At 71.3% G+C, this 19,193-nt stretch carries 17 protein-coding genes; 2 read left to right on the forward strand and 15 right to left on the reverse strand.

What is annotated here, in order from left to right; all coding sequences use genetic code 11:
• Positions 1-2: 2 nt before the first annotated feature.
• From ACIHAD_RS30105 to ACIHAD_RS30150, 10 genes are all read right to left on the reverse strand, one after another.
• Complete coding sequence (locus ACIHAD_RS30105; RefSeq protein ID WP_397358002.1) at positions 3-848, reverse strand: hypothetical protein; 846 nt, start codon at positions 846-848, stop codon at positions 3-5.
• Between the two features lie 121 nt (positions 849-969).
• Positions 970-1,791, reverse strand: a complete 822-nt coding sequence (locus tag ACIHAD_RS30110) for a hypothetical protein (protein ID WP_397358003.1) — start codon at positions 1,789-1,791, stop codon at positions 970-972.
• 7 nt (positions 1,792-1,798) lie between these two features.
• A complete protein-coding gene (locus ACIHAD_RS30115; protein WP_397358004.1) occupies positions 1,799-2,677 on the reverse strand; it encodes a glycosyltransferase family 2 protein in 879 nt (292 codons plus the stop codon).
• Between the two features lie 15 nt (positions 2,678-2,692).
• Positions 2,693-4,168, reverse strand: a complete 1,476-nt coding sequence (locus tag ACIHAD_RS30120) for an oligosaccharide flippase family protein (RefSeq protein WP_397358005.1) — start codon at positions 4,166-4,168, stop codon at positions 2,693-2,695.
• Positions 4,169-4,176: 8 nt separating this feature from the next.
• Positions 4,177-5,166, reverse strand: coding sequence for a hypothetical protein (locus tag ACIHAD_RS30125; RefSeq protein ID WP_397358006.1), 990 nt, complete (start codon positions 5,164-5,166; stop codon positions 4,177-4,179).
• Complete coding sequence (locus ACIHAD_RS30130) at positions 5,154-6,428, reverse strand: DUF4910 domain-containing protein (RefSeq protein WP_397358007.1); 1,275 nt, start codon at positions 6,426-6,428, stop codon at positions 5,154-5,156. Before ACIHAD_RS30130 ends, ACIHAD_RS30125 begins: the two co-directional genes overlap by 13 nt.
• Positions 6,425-7,441: an NAD-dependent epimerase/dehydratase family protein gene (locus tag ACIHAD_RS30135; protein WP_397358008.1), complete on the reverse strand. Its 1,017-nt coding sequence runs from the start codon at positions 7,439-7,441 to the stop codon at positions 6,425-6,427. The genes ACIHAD_RS30130 and ACIHAD_RS30135 overlap by 4 nt, the downstream gene beginning before the upstream one ends.
• Positions 7,441-8,064, reverse strand: coding sequence for a PIG-L deacetylase family protein (locus ACIHAD_RS30140; protein ID WP_397358009.1), 624 nt, complete (start codon positions 8,062-8,064; stop codon positions 7,441-7,443). Before ACIHAD_RS30140 ends, ACIHAD_RS30135 begins: the two co-directional genes overlap by 1 nt.
• A gap of 20 nt (positions 8,065-8,084) precedes the next feature.
• The gene (locus tag ACIHAD_RS30145; protein WP_397358010.1) at positions 8,085-8,825 is read right to left on the reverse strand and encodes a glucose-1-phosphate cytidylyltransferase; all 741 of its coding nucleotides are present in this window, start codon (positions 8,823-8,825) and stop codon (positions 8,085-8,087) included.
• Between the two features lie 35 nt (positions 8,826-8,860).
• Positions 8,861-10,066 (reverse strand): class I SAM-dependent methyltransferase, encoded by a 1,206-nt coding sequence (locus tag ACIHAD_RS30150; RefSeq protein WP_397358049.1) that lies wholly within the window; start codon positions 10,064-10,066, stop codon positions 8,861-8,863.
• A gap of 96 nt (positions 10,067-10,162) precedes the next feature.
• Between ACIHAD_RS30150 and rfbC the strand changes: the two genes are divergently transcribed.
• Positions 10,163-10,720: a dTDP-4-dehydrorhamnose 3,5-epimerase gene (rfbC, locus tag ACIHAD_RS30155; RefSeq protein WP_397358011.1), complete on the forward strand. Its 558-nt coding sequence runs from the start codon at positions 10,163-10,165 to the stop codon at positions 10,718-10,720.
• Positions 10,714-11,544: a glycosyltransferase gene (locus ACIHAD_RS30160; protein ID WP_397358012.1), complete on the forward strand. Its 831-nt coding sequence runs from the start codon at positions 10,714-10,716 to the stop codon at positions 11,542-11,544. The genes rfbC and ACIHAD_RS30160 overlap by 7 nt, the downstream gene beginning before the upstream one ends.
• A 24-nt stretch (positions 11,545-11,568) precedes the next feature.
• On the opposite strand, the gene ACIHAD_RS30165 is transcribed toward ACIHAD_RS30160, so the two are convergent.
• The 5 genes from ACIHAD_RS30165 to rfbD form a co-directional block, all read right to left on the reverse strand.
• Positions 11,569-15,381: a LamG-like jellyroll fold domain-containing protein gene (locus ACIHAD_RS30165; RefSeq protein ID WP_397358013.1), complete on the reverse strand. Its 3,813-nt coding sequence runs from the start codon at positions 15,379-15,381 to the stop codon at positions 11,569-11,571.
• 69 nt (positions 15,382-15,450) lie between these two features.
• Positions 15,451-16,566: a hypothetical protein gene (locus tag ACIHAD_RS30170; protein WP_397358014.1), complete on the reverse strand. Its 1,116-nt coding sequence runs from the start codon at positions 16,564-16,566 to the stop codon at positions 15,451-15,453.
• Complete coding sequence (locus ACIHAD_RS30175) at positions 16,563-17,333, reverse strand: WecB/TagA/CpsF family glycosyltransferase (RefSeq protein ID WP_397358015.1); 771 nt, start codon at positions 17,331-17,333, stop codon at positions 16,563-16,565. The genes ACIHAD_RS30170 and ACIHAD_RS30175 overlap by 4 nt, the downstream gene beginning before the upstream one ends.
• Positions 17,334-17,385: 52 nt before the next feature.
• Positions 17,386-18,345, reverse strand: coding sequence for an endonuclease/exonuclease/phosphatase family protein (locus ACIHAD_RS30180; protein WP_397358016.1), 960 nt, complete (start codon positions 18,343-18,345; stop codon positions 17,386-17,388).
• Positions 18,330-19,181 carry a dTDP-4-dehydrorhamnose reductase gene (rfbD, locus tag ACIHAD_RS30185; RefSeq protein ID WP_397358017.1) on the reverse strand — a complete coding sequence of 284 codons (852 nt, stop codon included), beginning with the start codon at positions 19,179-19,181 and terminating at the stop codon, positions 18,330-18,332. Before rfbD ends, ACIHAD_RS30180 begins: the two co-directional genes overlap by 16 nt.
• Positions 19,182-19,193: the final 12 nt, after the last annotated feature.

Below are 19,193 nucleotides of genomic sequence, written 5' to 3' on the forward strand. Positions count from 1 at the left end.
GTTCAGGTGACCTTGGCCAGCGCCTCGGCCTCGTAGGCCGCCGCGAGCTCCTCCGGAATGCGCGAAAGGTCGTCAGCCCGGTGGAAGTCGCGCAGGGTGGTGCCGCGGCAGGCCGCGTCCACGTTGGGGGCGGCGGCGCGGGAGCGGACGTCGTCGATGTGGACGGTGCGGAAGTCGATGCTGAAGCGGGTCCTGCCGGAGGTGTTGGCGACGGTGGAGTGCAGGTGCGCCCCGGAGAACAGCATCATGCCGCCCGGCTCGGGGACGAGCCGGAGCTCGGGGTCGAGGTCGAGCGCCTCCTCCGGCTTGGGCTGCTCCCTGGTGTCACTGTGGACGTGCTGTGCGGCGGTGGGCCGGCTCACGGCGGTCCATTCCGCGTAGTCGTAGCGTCCGCTGCCGTTGAGCACGGGACGGTCGAAGTACTGCGGGTGCAGGGCGAAGACGTTCTCCGGGACCACCTCGTAGATGGGCATCCACCAGTTGACCTGGCAGAACGGCGCGGAGTACCAGCAGTCCCTGTGCGCGTGGTAGGCGTAGGAGATGCCCGAGTCGAGGTAGTGGTCGGCGGTCGAGGTGCGCAGTCTCGGCACGTCGAAGTAGGTCTTGTCGGGCGCCATGCCGAGCTCTTCCAGCAGGGCGGTGAGGAGCTTCTTGCTGGTGGGATGATGGATGAAGCGGGGCTTGAGCTCGGCGAGCAGCGCGGCGAAGTCCTCCACCGCCATCTCGTGCTGGGCGGTCTGCGGGTCGCGGCCCTCGAACGCCTCCTCGATCAGCTCACGGGCGAACTCGATCAGCTTGGTCGAGGCGGGGGTGGCGGAGTAGAGGAACACGTCCCCTTTGAAGATCATTTGGCGCCGAACATCATCCCGAATCCGGCTGTTGGTTAATATAACGGACATAGCGAGATTTACCCCCTCGCGTCGTTCTTTTCCCTTCTCTCGGCCAAGCCTGCTCGTTCGTTACAAGGGGCTACAGAGGCAATTGTGTCTCGGTGTCCGGACGGGCGACGTAGGTCGAATAGTCGGGGTGGTCGAACCGGTGCAGCGCCTGGATGTTGTCGTTCCAGGGGGCCGGGACCGGGCGCTTGTGCCGCAGGCCGTTGATCGGGGCCAGCTTCATCGCCTTGTTGTCCTCGTTGAACTCGCGGATCGCGCTCAGCTCGCCGACGTAGTCGTTGTGGATGACCTGGTCGTCGTCGCCCACGGTGTCGTCGAGGTAGACGAACACGCGGGGCAGGAAGTACCGGTGATCGCCGGCGAACAGCCTGAGCGCGGCCGCGGTCGAGGAGTAGAAGTCCACGTCGATCGAGACGAACCCGATGGGCGCGGGGCGCTCGCCGTCCAGGAAGTCCCCCACGGTGTCCTCGATGTCGCCCAGGATCAGGTGCGCCGCTCCGAGGCGGGCGCGCAGGGCCTCCACGTCCATGACGAAGTCGCCCTCGCGCCAGATGTAGGGCAGGTCGCGGTAGTCGGTGGGCTTGGGCAGGCCGGCGCCGGTGTCGAAGCCGTACACGTCGATCTTGACGCCGGTCGCCGCCGTGGCCAGCGCCGCCATGCGGTTGAGCTCGACCATGCCGGCGCCGCCCGCGACGCCGAACTCGACCACGCTGATCCGGCCGACGCCGAGCCGCCTGGCCAGCTCGGCCGCCTGCTGGACGCCGTACGCGTAGTGCGGTCTCGGGTAGAGGTCGAGCGCGCAGCGCAGCTCGTACGAGCCGAACGGCAGGCGCCGCAGGACGGCCAGCAGGATGCGGCCCGGCTGCATGAGCAGCCGCACGATGCGAATCAGCACGTGGGTTTCACCCTTTCGAGGAGACGAGTCGGGCGGCCAACCCGGCGATCTTGCGGCTGCGGTGCGTCAGCATCTGCTGCTGGCGCCGCCAGTACGTGCGCAGCAGCACGGCCCGCGCGCGGGCGCGTTGCTCCGCCGACAGTTCCGTGCCGCCGAGGGCCCGGTGCATGGCACGGAACTGCAGCGTGGTGGCGAAATGGGCGGTCCAGGCCGGTACGCCGAGCGCCGCCGCGATCCCGGACAGGCGGCGTTCGCGCAGGTTGCGGTGGGCCAGCACCTCCGGGACGTGCCCCCAGGGCGCGGTCAGCGCGAGCATGGTGGCGAAGACCTCGTCCTCGCGGATCATCAGCGGTCTCGGCACGGCGGCCACCCGCTCGCGCCGCATCAGGCCGTAGAGGGGGTCGAGGCCGTGGTGCTGGGTGGTGACCACGTCCCACAGCTCGTCCAGGCGGTCGACCGGGTCGTCGGAGAGCATCCGGGTGCCGCGGTAGCGCGGCTGGTGGACGGTGCCGTCCGCGCCGGTGTACCGGACGTCGGAGGTGACCAGGATGAGCCGCTCGTCGGCCAGGAACGGCTCCAGGGTCCGCGAGACGTAGCCGGGTTCGAGCAGGTCGTCGTCGCCCATCCAGCGGAAGAACTCACCGCGCGCGCGGCGCAGGACCTCCACGAAGTTCCCGACCACGTGCAGGTCGTGGGGCTGGCGGTGGTAGGAGATGCGGCTGTCCTGGCGGGCCAGCTCGCGGCAGAGCTCCTGCGTGCCGTCGGTGGAGGCGTTGTCCGAGATCACGACCTCCAGCTCGGCGTGATCCTGGGCGAGCGCGGAGCGCACGGCCGTCTCCAGCCGGTCCGCGCCGTTGCGGACCGGGATTCCGATGGACACCAGCATCGCTTCTCCTCGGGGTCAGCGCGCGCGGGCGGGAAGCAGCCGCACCAGACGGTCGCTCACTAGGTGGAACTGGTCGCGGGTCACCACGACCAGCACGTACGCCAGCAGACCGCCGCCGCCGGCCACGACGAGCTGGACGAACGGGCTGCCGTGGGTCAGGCTCGCCAGGCCCAGCATGACGGCGGCGCAGACCACCGCCCCGATCGCCGGGCGTGCGAGACCGGGCAGCGCCGGTCCGAGCCGGACCCCCGCCCGCTGCACGGCGATCATGGCCAGCGGCAGCGCGACCAGAACGGCGGCGGCGGCCTGGCCGATCGCGGCGCCGCGGATGCCGTCGAGGTTCGTGCCGACGACGACCGCCGGGATCATCGCCGCGGCGTGGCCGAGGTTCATCCAGACGGTCGAGCGGGTGGCGCCCTGGCCGTTCAGGATGTCGAGCGCGAAGGCGGTGAGCATGCGCACCACCATCAGGACCGCCAGGAAGCGCAGCACCCCGGCGGACTGCTCCCACTCCGGGCCGTAGATGAAGATGATCAGCGAGTGGGCGAGCACCGCCATGAAGACGGCCAGCGGCAGCACCATGGCGACGAGCAGCGGCACGGACCGCTGGACGCCGAGCGACAGCGACTCCTCGTCCCGCTCGGCCAGCCGGGAGAAGCCCGCGATCGACACCATGCGGATGGCGCTGCCGATGATGCCGGGCACCCAGCTCGACACGTTGAACGCCATCAGGTAGAAGCCGAGCCACGACTCCCCCATGATGTTGCCGACGATGATGTAGCCCACGTTGAGCAGCAGGACCTCCAGCGCGATCCCGGCCGCCGAGGGGATCCCGAACCTCAGCAGCCGGCCCGCGATCTGCCGGTCGAACCCGAACCGGTACGGCAGCCGCGCGTAGATCAGCATGAAGACGCCGGTGACCACGGCCCCGGCGAGCTGCCCCCAGGCGAAGCTGTAGGCCCCGGCGCCGTTGACCGCGAGCACGATGGCCACCGGCGCGTTGACCAGGAAGCCCGCCAGGACCGCCTTGGCGTTCTTGCCGGTGCGGAACCAGCGCAGCAGGGCCGCGCTGCGCACCGCCGTGACCGCCTCGACGAGGATGACCGCGGTGAGGATGCGCACCACGGAGGTGGCCTCCTCGCTGCCGGCCAGCGCCGAGAAGTACGGCGCCCCGGCCCAGAAGATCCCGTACAGGCCCAGCGCGGAGATCATCGTGAGGGTCGTGGCCGTGGGCGCGATGTCCTCCAGCCGGCCGCGCCACTGGACGACGGCCGACATGACGCCGACGTCCTTGACCACCATGACGAACTGGGTGGCCGCGAGCGCGACGGCGTACGTGCCGAAGTCCGCGGGTGCGAGGAGCCTGGCCAGGATCAGCCCGAGGATGAACGAGCCCGCACGGGTGACCAGCGTGCCGAGCAGGCTCCACACCGCCCCTCGACCCGCTTTGCGCCCGATGTCACTGATGTCCGGGCTCGCCTGTTCCACCATGCTGTGCCCTACTTTTGCTCGTTGACCCGCTCCAGCCAGATCTCCCGCCAGAACGGGATGAACGCGCGGGGGCAGTTGGACTTGTACACACCGTCGCAGATGATTCCGTCCAAGGCGATGCACGGATTTTTCATCTCAAGCAGCTTTCCGGTCTTCTCGTCGATGCAGCGCTCGACCCGCGCGGTCACCCGGGCGACCTTGCCGCACGACCGCGCCATGTCCTCCTCGAAGCCCAGCCCCCGGTTGAACCCCTTGGTGGTGAGCGTGGCGACGATCTCGTCCTTGGACTTGACGCGGACCAGCTCGCCGGGCTGGAGGTCGGTCGTCCCCGTCGGGGCGGGGCCGGTGTGCGGCCCCGGCTGCACGAACCCCCAGTCCAGGCCGCCCCTGAAGCGCAGCGCCCGGGGGAACTTCCTGGACAGCCGCTGGTAGCGGTTGAACAGGCCGAAGAACAACGTCCGGACGGTCGAGGCGATCCCGGCGTTGCCCACCCGGATGTCCGTGACGTACTGGCCCAGGTCGCGGAACGGGAGCAGCTCCGGCGCGGCCCGCAGCAGCTCGGTCGCCTGGCAGCGGAACAGCTCCTCGCCGTCCGGTCCCGGCTCCCTGCGGGTGTTGACCTCCAGGATCGGCAGCAGCGGCCGCTCGGGACGGACCTGCCCGCCGGCCGTGGGCGGCCCGTCGACCTTCCGCAGCCAGGACGTCTTCCAGTAGAGCAGGCAGGCCGTCTGGCAGCCGCCGTGGGCCGTGCCGTCGCAGCGGGAGCCGGTCAGGTGGACGGCGTCCTCCATCTTCCGCATCCCGGTCCTGGTCATCGTGTCGCAGAGCTTGTTGGCCACCTTGTGGACGGTGAGCCGTTGCCCGCAGAACCGCAGCATCTCCGGCATGAACGGGAGGCTGTCCAGCTCTCCGCGCTCATCGAGGGTCGCCAGGATCTCCTCGGCACTGAGAACCTCGACCACGTCGCCGACTTTCAGCGCCAGGCTCAATCCACCCACTCCTTCAGCAGGCCCGCGTTCTGCAGGGCGTTCGCCGCGTCCGCCAATGCCTGGAACGGCAGGTGCGACCGTTCCGCGATGTCGAGCAGGCTGTGCAGCCCGTCGGAGAGGTTCAGCACCCACAACATCGCCATCTGGGCCTGTTTCGTGTCACTGCGGCCGCCCAGCGAGCCGTACAGGCCGCGCGCCCCGAGCTGGGGCTCGCCGTACGGGCTGAGGTTCTGGTAGCGGCGGTTGCCCTCCAGGACCCGTACGGCGCTCCACAGCGTCTCCAGGGTGTCCTCCATGGCCTCGGGCCGCACGAAGTCCGGGTTGTCGGCCGAGGTGTGGTACTCCGGGTAGCTCCCGTAGGGCGTCCTGGTCAGCGAGCCCACGGGCAGGTCGAACCCCGGCGAGCAGTACTGCCGCTCGTCGTAGCCGTAGGGCGAGAAGTCCAGGAGGGTGTGCGGCCGGTCCTTGAGCACGTGCGCGAAGACCTGGTCGATCTCGGCGTCGCCGCGCCTGCTGCGCTTGTAGGTGATCGTCCCGGCGTCCCCGGCGCAGGCCAGGGTGAGGCCGTGCCTGATCCGGTCCGTGCGCTCCCGGTTGAGGTCGAGCCAGGTGATCGCGCCGATGGTGCCGGGCGCGAAGACGAACCGGTAGGTGTACCAGGGGTCGGCCCGCCGCCTGACCAGCTCCGCCAGCGACACCGCCACCGCCACCCCGGCCAGGTTGTCGTTGGCCAGCGAGGGATGGCAGACGTGGCAGGAGATCAGCACCTCCTCCTGGCTGCGGCCCCGGATCACGTGCTCGCCGTAGGTCAGGTGGCCGTCGGCGAGCGTGGAGTCGATCCGGACCTCGTACGGGCCGTCCGCCAGCCCGTCCAGGGTGTTCTGGCTCAGGCAGAAGCCCCAGGTCTCGGCGTAGTAGCTGGTCCGGTACGGCACCAGGTCCGGCTGGCCGGGCAGCGTGTGCAGGCGCCCGCGCAGCTCCTCCAGCGACATGGTGGCCTCGACCGGCGCGCTGTAGCCGACGACGTGCAGGTTGCTCTCCTGGAAGTCGACGACCCGGTTCCCGGCGGCGTCCTTGACGTAGGCGTCGCGGATGTTCCACTCGCGGGGGATCGTCCAGTCGAGCACCTTCGTGCCCGTCGGCACCTCGGTGATCTCCAGCGGGAGCGACCCGTCGATGATCTCCAGGGTGCGGCGGAGGCCGTCGCCGGTGATGCTGCGGCACAGCGGGTAGAGCCGCCGTACCAGGTCGTGCATCTCGGGGCCGGTCATGGCCGCAGGGTGTCGTCGACGGTGCCGGACTCGCGCCGGTCGGCGAGCCGGGCCAGCCTGGTGAAGCGGCGGTCGAAGTCGTGCCTGGTCAGGCCGTACTCGCGGTAGGCGTCGATGAGCTCGACGGCGCCCGCCTTGACCGTCCAGCGGGCCTCGTGGCCCAGGGCGGACCTGATCCGGGAGAAGTCGACGCGGTAGGAGCGCGGGTCGGCCCCCGTCTCGCCGGTGATGGTCAGCGCCGAGCCGGGCACGGCGGCGACGACCTCGGCCGCGATCTCGGCCACGGTCACGTTGTTGACCTCGGTGCCCACGTTGAAGGCCGTGGCGTGCACGGTCTCGCGCGGCGCGGTCAGGGCGGCGGCGAACGCGTCGGCGATGTCCCTGGCGTGCACCAGCGGACGCCAGGGGGTCCCGTCGGACAACACCCGCACCTCGCCGGTCAGGTGGGCGTGGCCCACCAGGTTGTTCAGCACGATGTCGGCGCGCAGCCTCGGCGAGAACCCGAAGGCGGTGGCGTTGCGCAGGAACACCGGGGTGAAGTCGTCGTCGGCCAGCGCGCTCAGGTCGTCCTCGACCCGCACCTTCGACTCGGCGTACGGCGTGACCGGGCGCAGCGGGGCGTCCTCGTCCAGCAGGTCCGCGCCGCCGGAGGCGCCGTAGACCGAGCAGGTGGAGGCGTACAGGAAGCGGCGCACGCCCGCCTCCTTGGCCAGCCTGGCCAGCCGTACGGAGGCGTGGTGGTTGATGTCGTAGGTCAGGTCGGGCGCGAGCGCGCCGAGCGGGTCGTTGGACAGCGCGGCCAGGTGGATCACCGCGTCGAACCCGGCGACGTGCTCGGGACCGGCGTCGCGCAGGTCCACGGCGTGCGCCTCGACCGGCTCCGGCTCGGGCCCGAGCACGCAGTCGGCGAACAGGCCGGAGTCCAGGCCGACGACCTGGTGCCCGGCCTCGGCCAGGACGGGGGCCATCACGCTGCCCAGGTAGCCCTGGTGGCCGGTGAGAAGTACCCGCATCAGTTCTCCAGATCGATGGTCAGCTTGGACACGTGGAACGCCTCCGCGTAACGCGCGTGGCACTCGATGCCGCGAATGCGGGCCAGGCCCAGGAACGCCTCGCGGTCGTACCAGGGGCGGTGCCGCTGGGAGGCGTAGTGGCGCTGGAGCAGGTCCACCTTGCGCTCGGCCACCTCCGGGGCGAGCGGCTGGTAGAGGGCGGGCGCGGCCAGGTCGCCGTCCCATTTGACGATCTCGTAGCCGAGCGTCAGGTGGTCGCGAAAGGCGGTGGGCACCAGCTCGGCCAGCCCCCGGTGGTCCTGGTGGGCGTCGCCGCGCCAGGGCGCGAGGATCAGTCCGGGCTCGGTACGGGCGCGCAGCTCCTCGACCGCGGCCTTGGCCTCCTCCCAGCGGGCCGGCAGGTAGCCGTCGGGCAGCTTGAGCACGCTCACCCGCAGGTCCGCGCCGGGGCAGAAGTCGGCCAGCGCGGCGCGCTCCTCCTCCTCCCGCCCGGTCCCGCCGCCGGACAACACCAGCGCGTCCACGCGCAGGCCGGGACGGGCGGCGCAGATCGTCAGCAGGCTGCCGCCGGCTCCGATCGCCAGGTCGTCGCAGTGCGCGGCGAGCGCCACGACGGAGGTCACGCCTCCGGGACGCAGTCCGATCACTGGGACCGTTCCCACAGAGCCCACGGGCGCACACCACGGGAGTACGCCTCGTCCAGCTCCATGCGCTGGTTGACGGTGTCGGTGGGCCGCCAGTAACCCCGGTGGGGGTAGGCCAGCAGGCGTCCGCGCTTGGCCAGCTCGGCGCAGCCGTCGGCGACCAGGTCGCCGTTCTCCGGGATGTGCTCGAAGACCTCCTGGGTGAGCACGAAGTAACCGCCGTTGACCCACACCGGCATCTCGCTGACCGGCGAGATGCCGCCGACCAGCCCGTTCTCGCCGACGTCCACGCAGTGGAAGGTCTGGGACGGCGGCACCACCATCATCGAGGCGGCGGCGCCGGACTCGGTGAACCGGTCGATGATCTCGGGCAGCGGCGCGTCGGTGAGCACGTCGGCGTAGTTGGCGAGGAACACCTCGTCATCGCCCAGATGGCGGCGGACCCGGCGTAACCGCTCGCCGATCGGGGAGTTCGTCCCGGTGTGCACGAACGAGATGGACCAGTCGGAGATGTCGCTCGACAGCAGCTCGACCTTGCCGCCGCGCAGCACGAAGTCGTTGGACGTGGCCTCCTGGTAGCCGAGGAAGAAGTCCTTGATGTGGTGGGCGCCGTACCCCAGGCACAGGATGAACTCCTTGTGTCCGAAGTGGGCGTAGTAGCGCATCACGTGCCAGAGCAGCGGTCGCGGACCGACGAGCGCCATCGGCTTGGGCACCTCGCCCGGCACACCGGTCCGCATCCGGGTGCCGAATCCTCCGCAAAACAGAACAACCTTCACACGACCTCCAGGTGTGGGATCGGGAAGACCAGCCGGCCGCCCCATTCGTACACATAGGAGAGCTGAGCGGTGAGCTCTTCGCGCAGGTTCCACGGCAGGACCAGCACATAGTCCGGGCGGTCCTGGGCGATGCGCTCCGGCGGAGCGATCGGGATCCTGGTGCCCGGCGTGAACCTGCCATGTTTGTACGGATTGCGATCCACCGTGTAGGCCAGCAGGTCCGGCCGGATCCCACAGTGGTTGAGCAGCGTGTTGCCCTTGCCCGGCGCGCCGTACCCGGCGACCGTCTTGCCCTCCTCGGCGGCGGTGATCAGGAATCGCAGCAGGTCACGACGGACCCGGGCGACCCGTTCCGCGAACCCCGCGTAACCGGAGAGGTCGTGCAGCCCGGCGGCCTTCTCCCTGGCGAGCACGTCGAGCACCCGGTCGGACGGGCTCCCCGAGGGCCGCGCCCACAGCCGGATCGACCCGCCGTGGGTGGGCAGCAGCTCGACGTCGACCAGGGTCAGGCCGCCGCTCGCCAGCGCCCGCTGTGCGGAGGCCACCGTGTAGTACTGGAAGTGCTCGTGGTAGATCGTGTCGTACTGGTTCAGCTCCACGAGCGTGAGCAGGTGCTGGACCTCGATCGAGACCCATCCGTCGTCGGCCACCAGGGCGCGCAGGCCCTGGGTGAAGCCGATGACGTCGGGGATGTGCGCGTAGACGTTGTTGGCCACCACCAGGTCGGCGGGACCGTTCCCGTCCCGCACCGACGCGCCCGTCTCCGGCGTCAGGAACGCCGTGAGCGTCGGCACGCCCTTGTCCTTGGCGGCCTGCCCCACGTTGGCCGACGGCTCGATGCCGAGGCACCGGACGCCGCGCTCGACCACGTGCTGCAGCAGGTAGCCGTCGTTGCTGGCCACCTCGACCACGAAGGACGGCTTCAACCGTTCCACCGCCGAGTCGACGAACCGTCGCGCGTGTTCCACCCAGGAGGCGGAGAATGACGCGAAGTAGGCGTATTCGGTGAATGTCTCTTCCGGCGTGATCAACGGCGGGATCTGGGCCAGCCAGCAGCCCGTGCAGACCCGCAGATGAAGGGGATAGGTGAGCTCGGGCTGATCGAGTTGTTCCGCGGTGAGGAAGAGCTCACAGGGCGGAGTAGCCCCGAGATCCACCACGCCGACCAGGTCCGTCGAGCCGCACAACCGGCACGATGTCATCAACAAAGGGCCCCACCCAGAAATGACAAGATTTCCCCCTTTGGAAACCCACAGCCATACTTCGGGTGGGTGGCAATGAGTGTTACAAGTGTCTTCATGAAACGCCTGAGCATCGATGGAGCATTGCTCTACACCCCCCGCGTCCACGGCGATCCCCGGGGCGTTTTCCTGGAAAGCTTCCGCGCCGCCGACCTGCGGGAGGCGACAGGGCGCTCGATCGAGCTGGCCCAGGTCAACTGCTCGGTCTCCAGCCGCGGCGTGCTGCGCGGCATCCACTTCGCCGACGTGCCGCCCGGCCAGGCCAAATACGTCATGTGCGTGGCGGGCGAGGCCTTGGACGTCGTCGTGGACGTCCGCGTGGGCTCGCCGACGTACGGGCGGTGGGAGGCGGTGCGGCTGGACGACGTCTCGCGCCAGGGCATCTTCCTGACCGAGGGGTTAGGTCATGGCTTCATGGCCCTCAGCGAGTCGGCCACCGTCGTCTACCTCTGCTCCTCCCCGTACGACCCGGCGCACGAGCACGGCATCCACCCGCTGGACCCCGACCTCGCCATCGAGTGGCCGATCGACGTGGAGCCGGTCCTGTCGGCGAAGGACGCCGCCGCCCCCACGCTCAAGCAGGCCCGCGACGCGGGGATCCTGCCGTCGTGGTGAGCGTCGTGATCCCGGCCCACAACGAGGCCAAGGTGCTCGGCCGCCTGCTGGACCGCCTGCTCGGCGAGGCGGCGCCCGGCGAGTTCGACGTGGTGGTCGTGGCCAACGGCTGCACCGACGACACGGCGGAGGTCGCGCGGCCCTACGACGTCCGGGTGCTGACCACGCCCGTCCCCTCCAAGAGCGCGGCGCTGCGCCTGGGCGACGAGGCGGCCCGCGGCTACCCCCGCCTGTACGTCGACGCCGACGTCGAGCTCAGCACCGCCTCCGCCCGCGCGCTGGCGGCCGTGCTGAGCGCGCCGGACGGGCCGCTCGCCGCCGCGCCGGAGCGGGACCTGACGCTGGCCGACCGCCCGTGGCCGGTGCGCGCCTACTACGCGATCTGGACGCGGCTGCCGCACGTCCGCGCCGGGCTGTTCGCCCGTGGCGTGATCGCGGTGAACGGCGCGGGCAACGAGCGCCTGCGCGCGCTGCCGCCCGTGATGGCCGACGACCTGACCGCCTCGCTGGCGTTCGCGCCCGACGAACGCGTGATCGTCGGCACGGCCCGCGCGGTGATCCATCCGCCACGCACGGTCGCCGACCTGCTGCGCCGCCGGATCCGGGCCATGACCAGCGTCACCGAGCTGGAGCGGACCTCGGCCACCGCCGGCGAGCGCACCGGCCCGCGCGACCTGGCGGCCATCGTGGCGAAGGAGCCGCGCCTGGTGGGCGCGGCGGTGGTCTTCGCCGCGATGGCCGTGCTGGCCAGGCGGCGGGCCGCCCGCGCGATCCGCGCGGGCGACTACACCACCTGGCTGCGCGACGAGAGCAGCCGGAGCTAACCGACCGGCGTGCTCATGCCGGAGCTAACTGACCGGCGTGTTCATGTCGGTGGCGATCTGGGCGGCGGTGAGCGCCTTGTTGTAGACGCGCACCTCGTCGATCAGACCGCTGAAGTAGTCACCGGAACCACTGTTCCCGCCGATCCGCAGCGGACTCGTCCCGGCGCGCAGGTTGCCGCCCGTCGGATTGGTCGCCACCTGCGTGCCGTTGACGAACATCCGCAACGTCGAGCCGTCATAGGTCGCCGCCACATGACTCCAGGTGTTCAACGGCAAATTGGCCGCCGCCGGAGCGTTCGCCCCCGAAGAGGTGTAGACGAACGCCGCCGGGCCACTGCCGCCGCTGCCCATGACCGCGTACGCCAGATCCGCCCCGAACTCCTTCATCACCACCGTCCGCCACCCCGTCACACTCGACGGACGCACCCACGCCTCCAGCGTCATCCCGTTCGTCAGCCGCAACGAAGCGGAGTCGGCCACCGTCACCCAGCTCGACGTGCCGTCGAACGACAACGCCTGGCCGTACTTGCCGGCCGCCCAGGTGACCGCGGTGGCGGTGCCGTTGTTGCCGTTGCCGGAGGCGTCGGCGACGGCGGTGCCGGTGCCCGCGTTCATGCCGTACGCCGCCACCAGGCCGCTGACCGTGGGCGGCTGGGTCACCACCGCCGACGCCTCGTTGGACGACGGGCCGGTGTTGCCCGAGCCGTCGAAGGCCACGACACGGTAGTAGTACGTGCCCGCCGCGACCCCCGAGTCCGTGAACGACGTGCTCGCGGTCGAGCCCACCTGGTTGGCCCCGGACGGCGTGAACCCGGCGGTCGCCGACCGGTGGACGGTGTACCCGGTGACGGCCACGTTGTCGGTCGAGGCCGTCCAGGCGAGCTGGGCGCTGCCCTGACCGCCGGTCGCGGCCAGGGAGCCGGGCGCGGTGGGCGGCTGGGTGTCGGGCGGTCCCTGCTGCCCGACGGGGGTGTTCATGTCGGTGGTGATCTGGGCGGCGGTGAGCGCCCTGTTGTAGACGCGCACCTCGTCGATCAGACCGCTGAAGTAGTCACCGGAACCACTGTTCCCGCCGATCCGCAGCGGACTCGTCCCGGCGCGCAGGTTGCCGCCCGTCGGATTGGTCGCCACCTGCGTGCCGTTGACGAACATCCGCAACGTCGAGCCGTCATAGGTCGCCGCCACATGACTCCAGGTGTTCAACGGCAGATTGGCCGCCGCCGGAGCGTTCGCCCCCGAAGAGGTGTAGACGAACGCCGCCGGGCCACTGCCGCCGCTGCCCATGACCGCGTACGCCAGATCCGCCCCGAACTCCTTCATCACCACCGTCCGCCACCCCGTCACACTCGACGGACGCACCCACGCCTCCAACGTCATCCCGTTCGTCAGGCGCAGAGAGCTGGAGTCGGCCACCGTCACCCAGCTCGACGTGCCGTCGAACGACAACGCCTGGCCGTACTTGCCGGTCAGGGACCAGGTCGTGTTCGCGGCCGTGCCGTTGTTGCCCTTGCCCGAGGCGTCGGCGACCGCCGTCCCGGTGCCCGCGTCCATCCCGTACGCCGCCACCAGGCCGTCCGGCACCTGGGACTGCTGGTACGTCGCGGTGTAGGTCGTCGCGGTGGCCGGAGCCGTGACGTTGTGGGTGGCCGCGCCGCCGTCGGACCAGGAGGCGAGCGTGTAGCCGGACCCGCCGGAGCTCTGCGGCGAGGGCGCGGAGACCGAGTTGTGCGAGCCGACGATCACCGTCCTGGTGAAGGGGGCGACGGTCTGCTCGCTGTTGAAGCCGAGCTGCAGCCCGGCGGGCACGGTCTGGAAGGTCAGGTTCACCGTCTTCGGCTGGAGCAGCACGCTCTTGGTGTCGGTCAGGCCGTGCGCGTCGGTCACGGTCAGCCTGAGCTCCAGGTGCGAGGGGTACTCGTGGTCCGGGGGCGCGAAGGAGCCGCCGGTGCCGGTGAAGGTGGTGATCTCGTGCTCGTGGCAGGTGCTGGGGCAGTGATGCATGATCAGCTTCCACTGCATCCGCGAGCCGGGGATCGTGCCGTCCTGGGCGTCGGTGCCGGTGCCGGAGAACGTGATCGTGTCACCGACGGCCCACGTCAGCGAGGGCGACGGGGAGTTGATGGTCGCCGTCGGGGCCGTGTTGTTCACGTTGATCGTGACGGTCGCGTTCCCCTGGCCGCCTCGCCCGTCGTCGGTCCGCAGCCGCACCACGTAGGAGCCCGGTTGCGCGTAGGTGTAGGACGGCGTGGCCGAGGTGGAGTCGTCGTGGTCGCCGTCGCCGTCCAGGTCCCAGCGGAAGGTGAGCGGGTCGCCGTCGGCGTCGGTGGATCCGGCGGAGGTGAAGTTGACCGTGAGCGGCGCGTTGCCCGAGGTCGCGCCGGCGCCGATGACGGCGGTCGGCGGGGTGTTGTTGTACAGGTATCGGATGATCTGCCCGTTGGTGTAGTCGACCGCGAACAGGTCGCCGCCGGGGCCGGTCTGCACCTCCACGGCGGGCATCCCGGAGTCGAACGTGGTCACCGTCGCCGGGTCGGGCAGGCCGTTCGCGCCCTCGGTCATGACCCAGACGCACGACCTGCTGAAGTCGGAGAAGAACAGCGCGCCGTCGTAGGCGGCCGGGTAGGAGCCGCCCTCGTAGAAGGCGACGCCGCTGGAGGACGAGCCGCCCGACGGGCACGGGTCGTTCGGCGCGGGCTTGGAGGCGTGGTTCCAGGCGAAGTACGGCTGCGTCACCGCCGTCGGGCCCGCCGCGTACAGGTTCTCGCAGAGGGTCAGGTTCAGGTTGTCGTAGCCGCCCTGCCGGGCCGGGCCCTCGTAGCAGGGCCAGCCGAAGTTGCCGACCGGGCCGGTCGGAGAGGTGATGCGGTTGATCTCCTCGTAGGTGTTCCAGCCGACCTCGCCCGCCCAGATCTCGTTCGTGCCGGGCCGTACGGTGATGCGGAACGGGTTGCGCTGGCCGTAGGCGATGATCCGGGCCGCGTTGGGGTCGGCGCTGCCGGCGTTCGGGTTGCCGGGAGCGGCGGCGCCGGTGTCCGGGTCGATCCTGATGATGCTGCCGTTCAGGCCCGCCGGGTCGCCGCCGGTGCGCAGATCCTGCGAGCGCAGCGCGCCGCCCTCGGCGGCCGGCGGGGCGAGCGCCGTGCCGACGGGCGAGGGCGGGTCGCCGCAGGGGTTGTCCGGGGTGATGTCCGAGCTGGTCAGGTTGTCCTGGCCGTAGTCGGCGAAGTTGAAGCTGGCGCCGTCGCCGCCGCTGGCGTAGAGCATGCCGTCGGGGCCGAACGCCAGGTCGCCGACGGAGTGGCTGGGGTGCTGCTGGCACCAGTCGGTGATCAGCGGGGTCTCGACGACCGAGCCGCCCGAGGGCGCCAGCGAGGACAGGCGCCCGGTGATCAGGCAGCCGTCGCCCGTCGCGCCGGGCGGGGTCGGGCACGGGTCGGCGCTCGCGCCCGCCGTGCCCCAGCGCGGCGCGCTGCCGCCGGGCACCGCGTCGTAGGAGTACAGCACGTAGATGCGTGGGTCGGCCGGGAAGTCGGGGTGCAGGGCCAGGCCGAGGAGCCCGCGGTCCCAGAAGTTGTGCACCTGCGTGCGCAGGTCGGCGTAGATCGCCGGCGTGGTGTCGGCGAGGGAGTCGAAGACCTTGATCAGGCCGCTCTTCTCGGCGACGAACACCCGGCCGTCCGAGGCGAACTCGATGTTGGTCGGATTGGTCAGGCCGCTGAAGACCACCTGTCTCTGGAAGCTGCCCGGCAGTGCCTGCGCGGCCGGCGACGCGACGATCGCCAGGCCGGTCGTGATCAGCAGGACGGAAAGGAGCGCATGGCGAAGCCGCCGTAACACGGGAACCCCCTTGAAACGGAAAAATCCCCCGAACCCTGAATCGATCTATCGCACCGATTCAGGGCTAAGTCACGCGCTTTGTCCGCATCTGGCCAGCCACGCGTACAGCAGCCACCCCAGCTCGTACGGCCGGCACTCCCGGTCCACGGCGACCGGCGGGTAGACCCGGTCCAGCACGCCGAGCCGCAGCCCCCTGTGCACGCCCGTCGCCATCGCCCGCAGCCCGCGCACCAGCTTGCGGGGGTCGTCCCTGGCCTCCTTGCGCCAGGTCAGCGCCAGGTCGTCGAGCACGAACGAGGGCCGCTCGATCATCCAGTCGAGCCCCTTGGAGATCTCCGCCACGTATGCCGTGCCACCCGCGTCGGCCAGGTCCAGCAGCGCCATCGGCCCCATGGAGAGCTGGTGGACGCTGTAGACGGGATACCCCTCGACCACCGAGCCGGTACGGGCGTCGTAGTGCCACCACCACTCCCCCCGCGGCCCCTGGGCCCGGCAGATGCCCGCGGCCACCTGCTCGGCGGCCCGCAGCGCCTCGGCGTCGCCGGTGGCGGCGTGCAGCCTGGCCAGCGCCTGGAGCGGGTAGACCTGGTCGGCGAAGCACCCCACGTGGGCGCGGTAGCGGGGCACCAGCCCGCCCTGGCCGAGCGCGTGCGGGTAGAGCCGGTTGCCGGCCAGCCCGCCGAGCAGCCGCTCGCGGGCGCGCTCGGCCCGGCCGTCGCGCACCCCCGCCGCGACCAGGGCGGCCAGCACCCACGCCGCCTCGACGGTGTGGATCTGCCCGCCCGCGTCCAGCTCGGCGAGGCGGCTCAGGGCCAGGTCGAGATCGGCGTGCCCGCTCTCGGCCGCCGCCCAGCAGATCAGCGCGGCGTCACCGGCGCCGGTCACCTCGGGCAGCCGCTTGACCAGGTTCCCCACCAGGTCGAGGACGTCGTCACCGGCCAGCGCCGCCCGCTGCCGGGACTCCTCCAGGGTGGCCACGCCGAGCGCGACGATCGCGGAGTAGCGGATGCTGCGCCCCTCGGGCACGGCCGTCCAGGTGCCGTCGGACTGCTGCCGGCCCCGGCGGGTGAAGACGAAGCCGCCGTCGCCGTATCCGGGGGGCAGGCCGCGTACCGATAGGTCCAGCATGCCCCGCACGAAGTCCTGGTGGCCGGAGCTCAGCAGAGCGATCCGGTGATCCGTCACGTCGTCTCCTCGATCCTGCGTCTGACACCGGCCCACTCCCTGACCACCAGGAGCAGGAATCTGCCGTTGGTGCGCACGTAGCGCGGCCCGAGCCGCAGCGGCTCCTGGAGCATGCGGTAGAGCCATTCCAGCCCTGATCGCTGCCAGCCCAGCGGCGCCCGCCGGGTACGCCCGGCCAGCACGTCGAACGAGCCGCCCACGCCGTGGATGATCCGCGCCCCGGTGCGCTCGCCCCACTCGCGGATGAAGATCTCCTTCTTCGGCGAGGTGATGCCCAGGAACAGCAGGTCGGCCCGCGAGGCGGCGATCTCGGCGGCGACCTCGGCCGACTCCTCCGGCGCGAAGTAGCCGTCGCGGGAGCCGGCGACGGCCAGGCCCGGGTAGCGGGCGCGCACCTCGTCCAGCACCCCGGCCAGCACCTCGGCGGTCGCGCCGAGGAAGTAGGCCCGGTAGCCGCGCCGGGCGCCCTCGGCCATCAGCTCGGTGAACAGGTCGATGCCCGCCACCCGCTCGGGGACCCGGTGGCCGAGCACCCGCGCGGCCCAGACCACCGCCTGCCCGTCGGCCAGCACGAGATCGCTGTCCAGCACCGACTGGCGCAGGGCGGCGTCCGCGCGCATGTTGACGACCTTGGCGGCGTTCACCACACCGATGGTCAGCCTGCCGTCCGCCGCGACGGCCGCCACGCAGCGGGCGATCACCTGGCTCATGGTGAGGGCGTCCAGCACGGTGCCGAACACCGTCTTCCTCTCCGGCAACCTCGTCATCCGTCCCCCTGGGTGTCCATGACATATCGGTCTCAGCTCCGGAAACGTCACATCAAGGAAGGACCAGCTCGGTGAGCGTCGCCCGGTGGTCGGTCCTCGGCACCCGCAGGGTCGTGAAGCTCCGGATCGCGATCCGCCGGTCGGCCAGCACGTGGTCGATGGCCACCTTCGGGAACAGCCGCGGCTGCTCGTAGTAGGGCCAGGTCATGGCGAGGCCCTTCCCGGTGACGTCGGCGGCGTCCCGGTAGCCGGTGGCGATCAGGTCGCGCAGCACCGCGTGGTCGAGGGTGGAGTTGAAGTCCCCGGCCAGGATCCGCAGGGGCCCTCCGGCGGGCGGCAGCGCCCGGATGCTCGACGCCCAGCACGCCGTCCGCCAGCCCTCCGAGGGCGCGCACGCGTGCACCGCGACGATCTCGGCCTCCCGCCCGCCCGGCAGCGTGACGACGGCGGGCAGGTGGCGCGGGCTCTCCTCGAAGGGCGGCGCCGCGATCGGCTCGTCCGCGGCCCGCAGCGGGTACCGCGAGTAGATCGCCGCCCCCGACGAGTCCTCCCCCGGCAACACGATCCGGTACGGCAGCAGCCGCGCCAGCCCCAGCTCCTCCACCCGCTCCCGCATCAGGCCGGTGAACTCCAGCAGGTGCAGCACGTCCGGCCGCTCGCGCTCGACCGTCTCCACCAGCACCGGCGGCAACACGGAGGAGTGCAGCAGGTTGACCGCCATCACCCGCAGCACCGGCCCGGCGGCCTGCGGATTGCCCTCGGGCACCGCGCGCGGCACGACGGCCACCGCGAACGCGCACGTCACGGTGAGCGCGGCGGCGATCAGCGGCCCGGAGCGCAGGTAGAGCGCGAACCCCAGCGGCACCACCGACAGCGCCGCCGCGTACGGCGTGAACGACACGAGCTGCGACCACAGGAACTTCGGCTCCCACCCGAACAGCCGCAGCCCCGCCCACCCCGCGAGGCCCGCCACCATGAGCCACAGCACCGCGCCGCCTACGCGACGCCGCACCGGCGCCCGCGCGTCAGCACCGGCCACGCCGCGCGCAGCGCCTGGTGCCACTGCCGGATCGGCTCTCCCCTGGTGTGCGCGAGCACGCTGTTGGCCGGACGCCGGGCCGGCCGGGGGAAGCCCGCCGAGCTCACCGGGCGCACCCGATCCGGGTCCAGGCCGAGCAGCGTGAAGATCTCCTTGGCCAGGCCGCACCATGTCGTCTCCCCGGAGCTGGTGCCGTGGTAGACGCCCGGCGGCAGCTCGGACTGCGCCAGCCGTACCAGGTAGTCGGCCAGGTCGGCGGTCCACGTCGGCTGGCCGTGCTGGTCGTCGACCACGTCCACGGTGTCGCGCTCGGCCGCCAGCCTGATCATGGTCCGCACGAAGTTGGGGCCGGCCGCGCCGTACAGCCAGGCGCTGCGCACCACGTGGTGCCCGTGCTCCAGCGCCGCCCGCTCGCCGGCGAGCTTGGTCCTGCCGTACGCGTTCACCGGCGCGGTCGGCGCATCCTCCGGGTACGGCGCCGGCGCGGTGCCGTCGAAGACGTAGTCGGTGGACACGTGCACGAGCCGCGCCCCGGCCCGCGCGCAGCTCTCGGCCAGCCAGCCCACCGCGTGCCCGTTGATCTCCAGCGCCTCGTCCTCGTGGGTCTCGGCGTCGTCCACGGCGGTCCAGGCGGCGCAGTTGACCACCACTCCCGGCCGGTAGGCGGAGACGAAGTCGCGGACCGAGCGCCGGTCGCGCAGGTCGAGCTCGGAACGGCCGAGCGCGAGCACCGGCTCGCCGGTCAGCGTCGCCCGTTCGAGCACATCGGCGGCCAGCATGCCGCCGCCGCCCGTGATCAGCCACCTCATGGCAGGCGCCCG

This window comes from Nonomuraea sp. NPDC052265, assembly GCF_044547985.1.
Classification (GTDB): domain Bacteria; phylum Actinomycetota; class Actinomycetes; order Streptosporangiales; family Streptosporangiaceae; genus Nonomuraea.

Excerpts from the sequence above, each read along its gene's own strand:
- ACIHAD_RS30105 (WP_397358002.1), bottom strand. The coding sequence starts at position 848 with ATGATCTTCAAAGGGGACGTGTTCCTCTACTCCGCCACCCCCGCCTCG.
- ACIHAD_RS30175 (WP_397358015.1), bottom strand. The coding sequence starts at position 17,333 with ATGACGAGGTTGCCGGAGAGGAAGACGGTGTTCGGCACCGTGCTGGAC.
- ACIHAD_RS30135 (WP_397358008.1), bottom strand. The coding sequence starts at position 7,441 with ATGCGGGTACTTCTCACCGGCCACCAGGGCTACCTGGGCAGCGTGATG.
- rfbC (WP_397358011.1), top strand. The coding sequence starts at position 10,163 with ATGAAACGCCTGAGCATCGATGGAGCATTGCTCTACACCCCCCGCGTC.
- ACIHAD_RS30115 (WP_397358004.1), bottom strand. The coding sequence starts at position 2,677 with ATGCTGGTGTCCATCGGAATCCCGGTCCGCAACGGCGCGGACCGGCTG.
- ACIHAD_RS30130 (WP_397358007.1), bottom strand. The coding sequence starts at position 6,428 with ATGACCGGCCCCGAGATGCACGACCTGGTACGGCGGCTCTACCCGCTG.
- ACIHAD_RS30150 (WP_397358049.1), bottom strand. The coding sequence starts at position 10,066 with ATGACATCGTGCCGGTTGTGCGGCTCGACGGACCTGGTCGGCGTGGTG.
- ACIHAD_RS30145 (WP_397358010.1), bottom strand. The coding sequence starts at position 8,825 with ATGCGGACCGGTGTGCCGGGCGAGGTGCCCAAGCCGATGGCGCTCGTC.
- rfbD (WP_397358017.1), bottom strand. The coding sequence starts at position 19,181 with ATGAGGTGGCTGATCACGGGCGGCGGCGGCATGCTGGCCGCCGATGTG.
- ACIHAD_RS30120 (WP_397358005.1), bottom strand. The coding sequence starts at position 4,168 with ATGGTGGAACAGGCGAGCCCGGACATCAGTGACATCGGGCGCAAAGCG.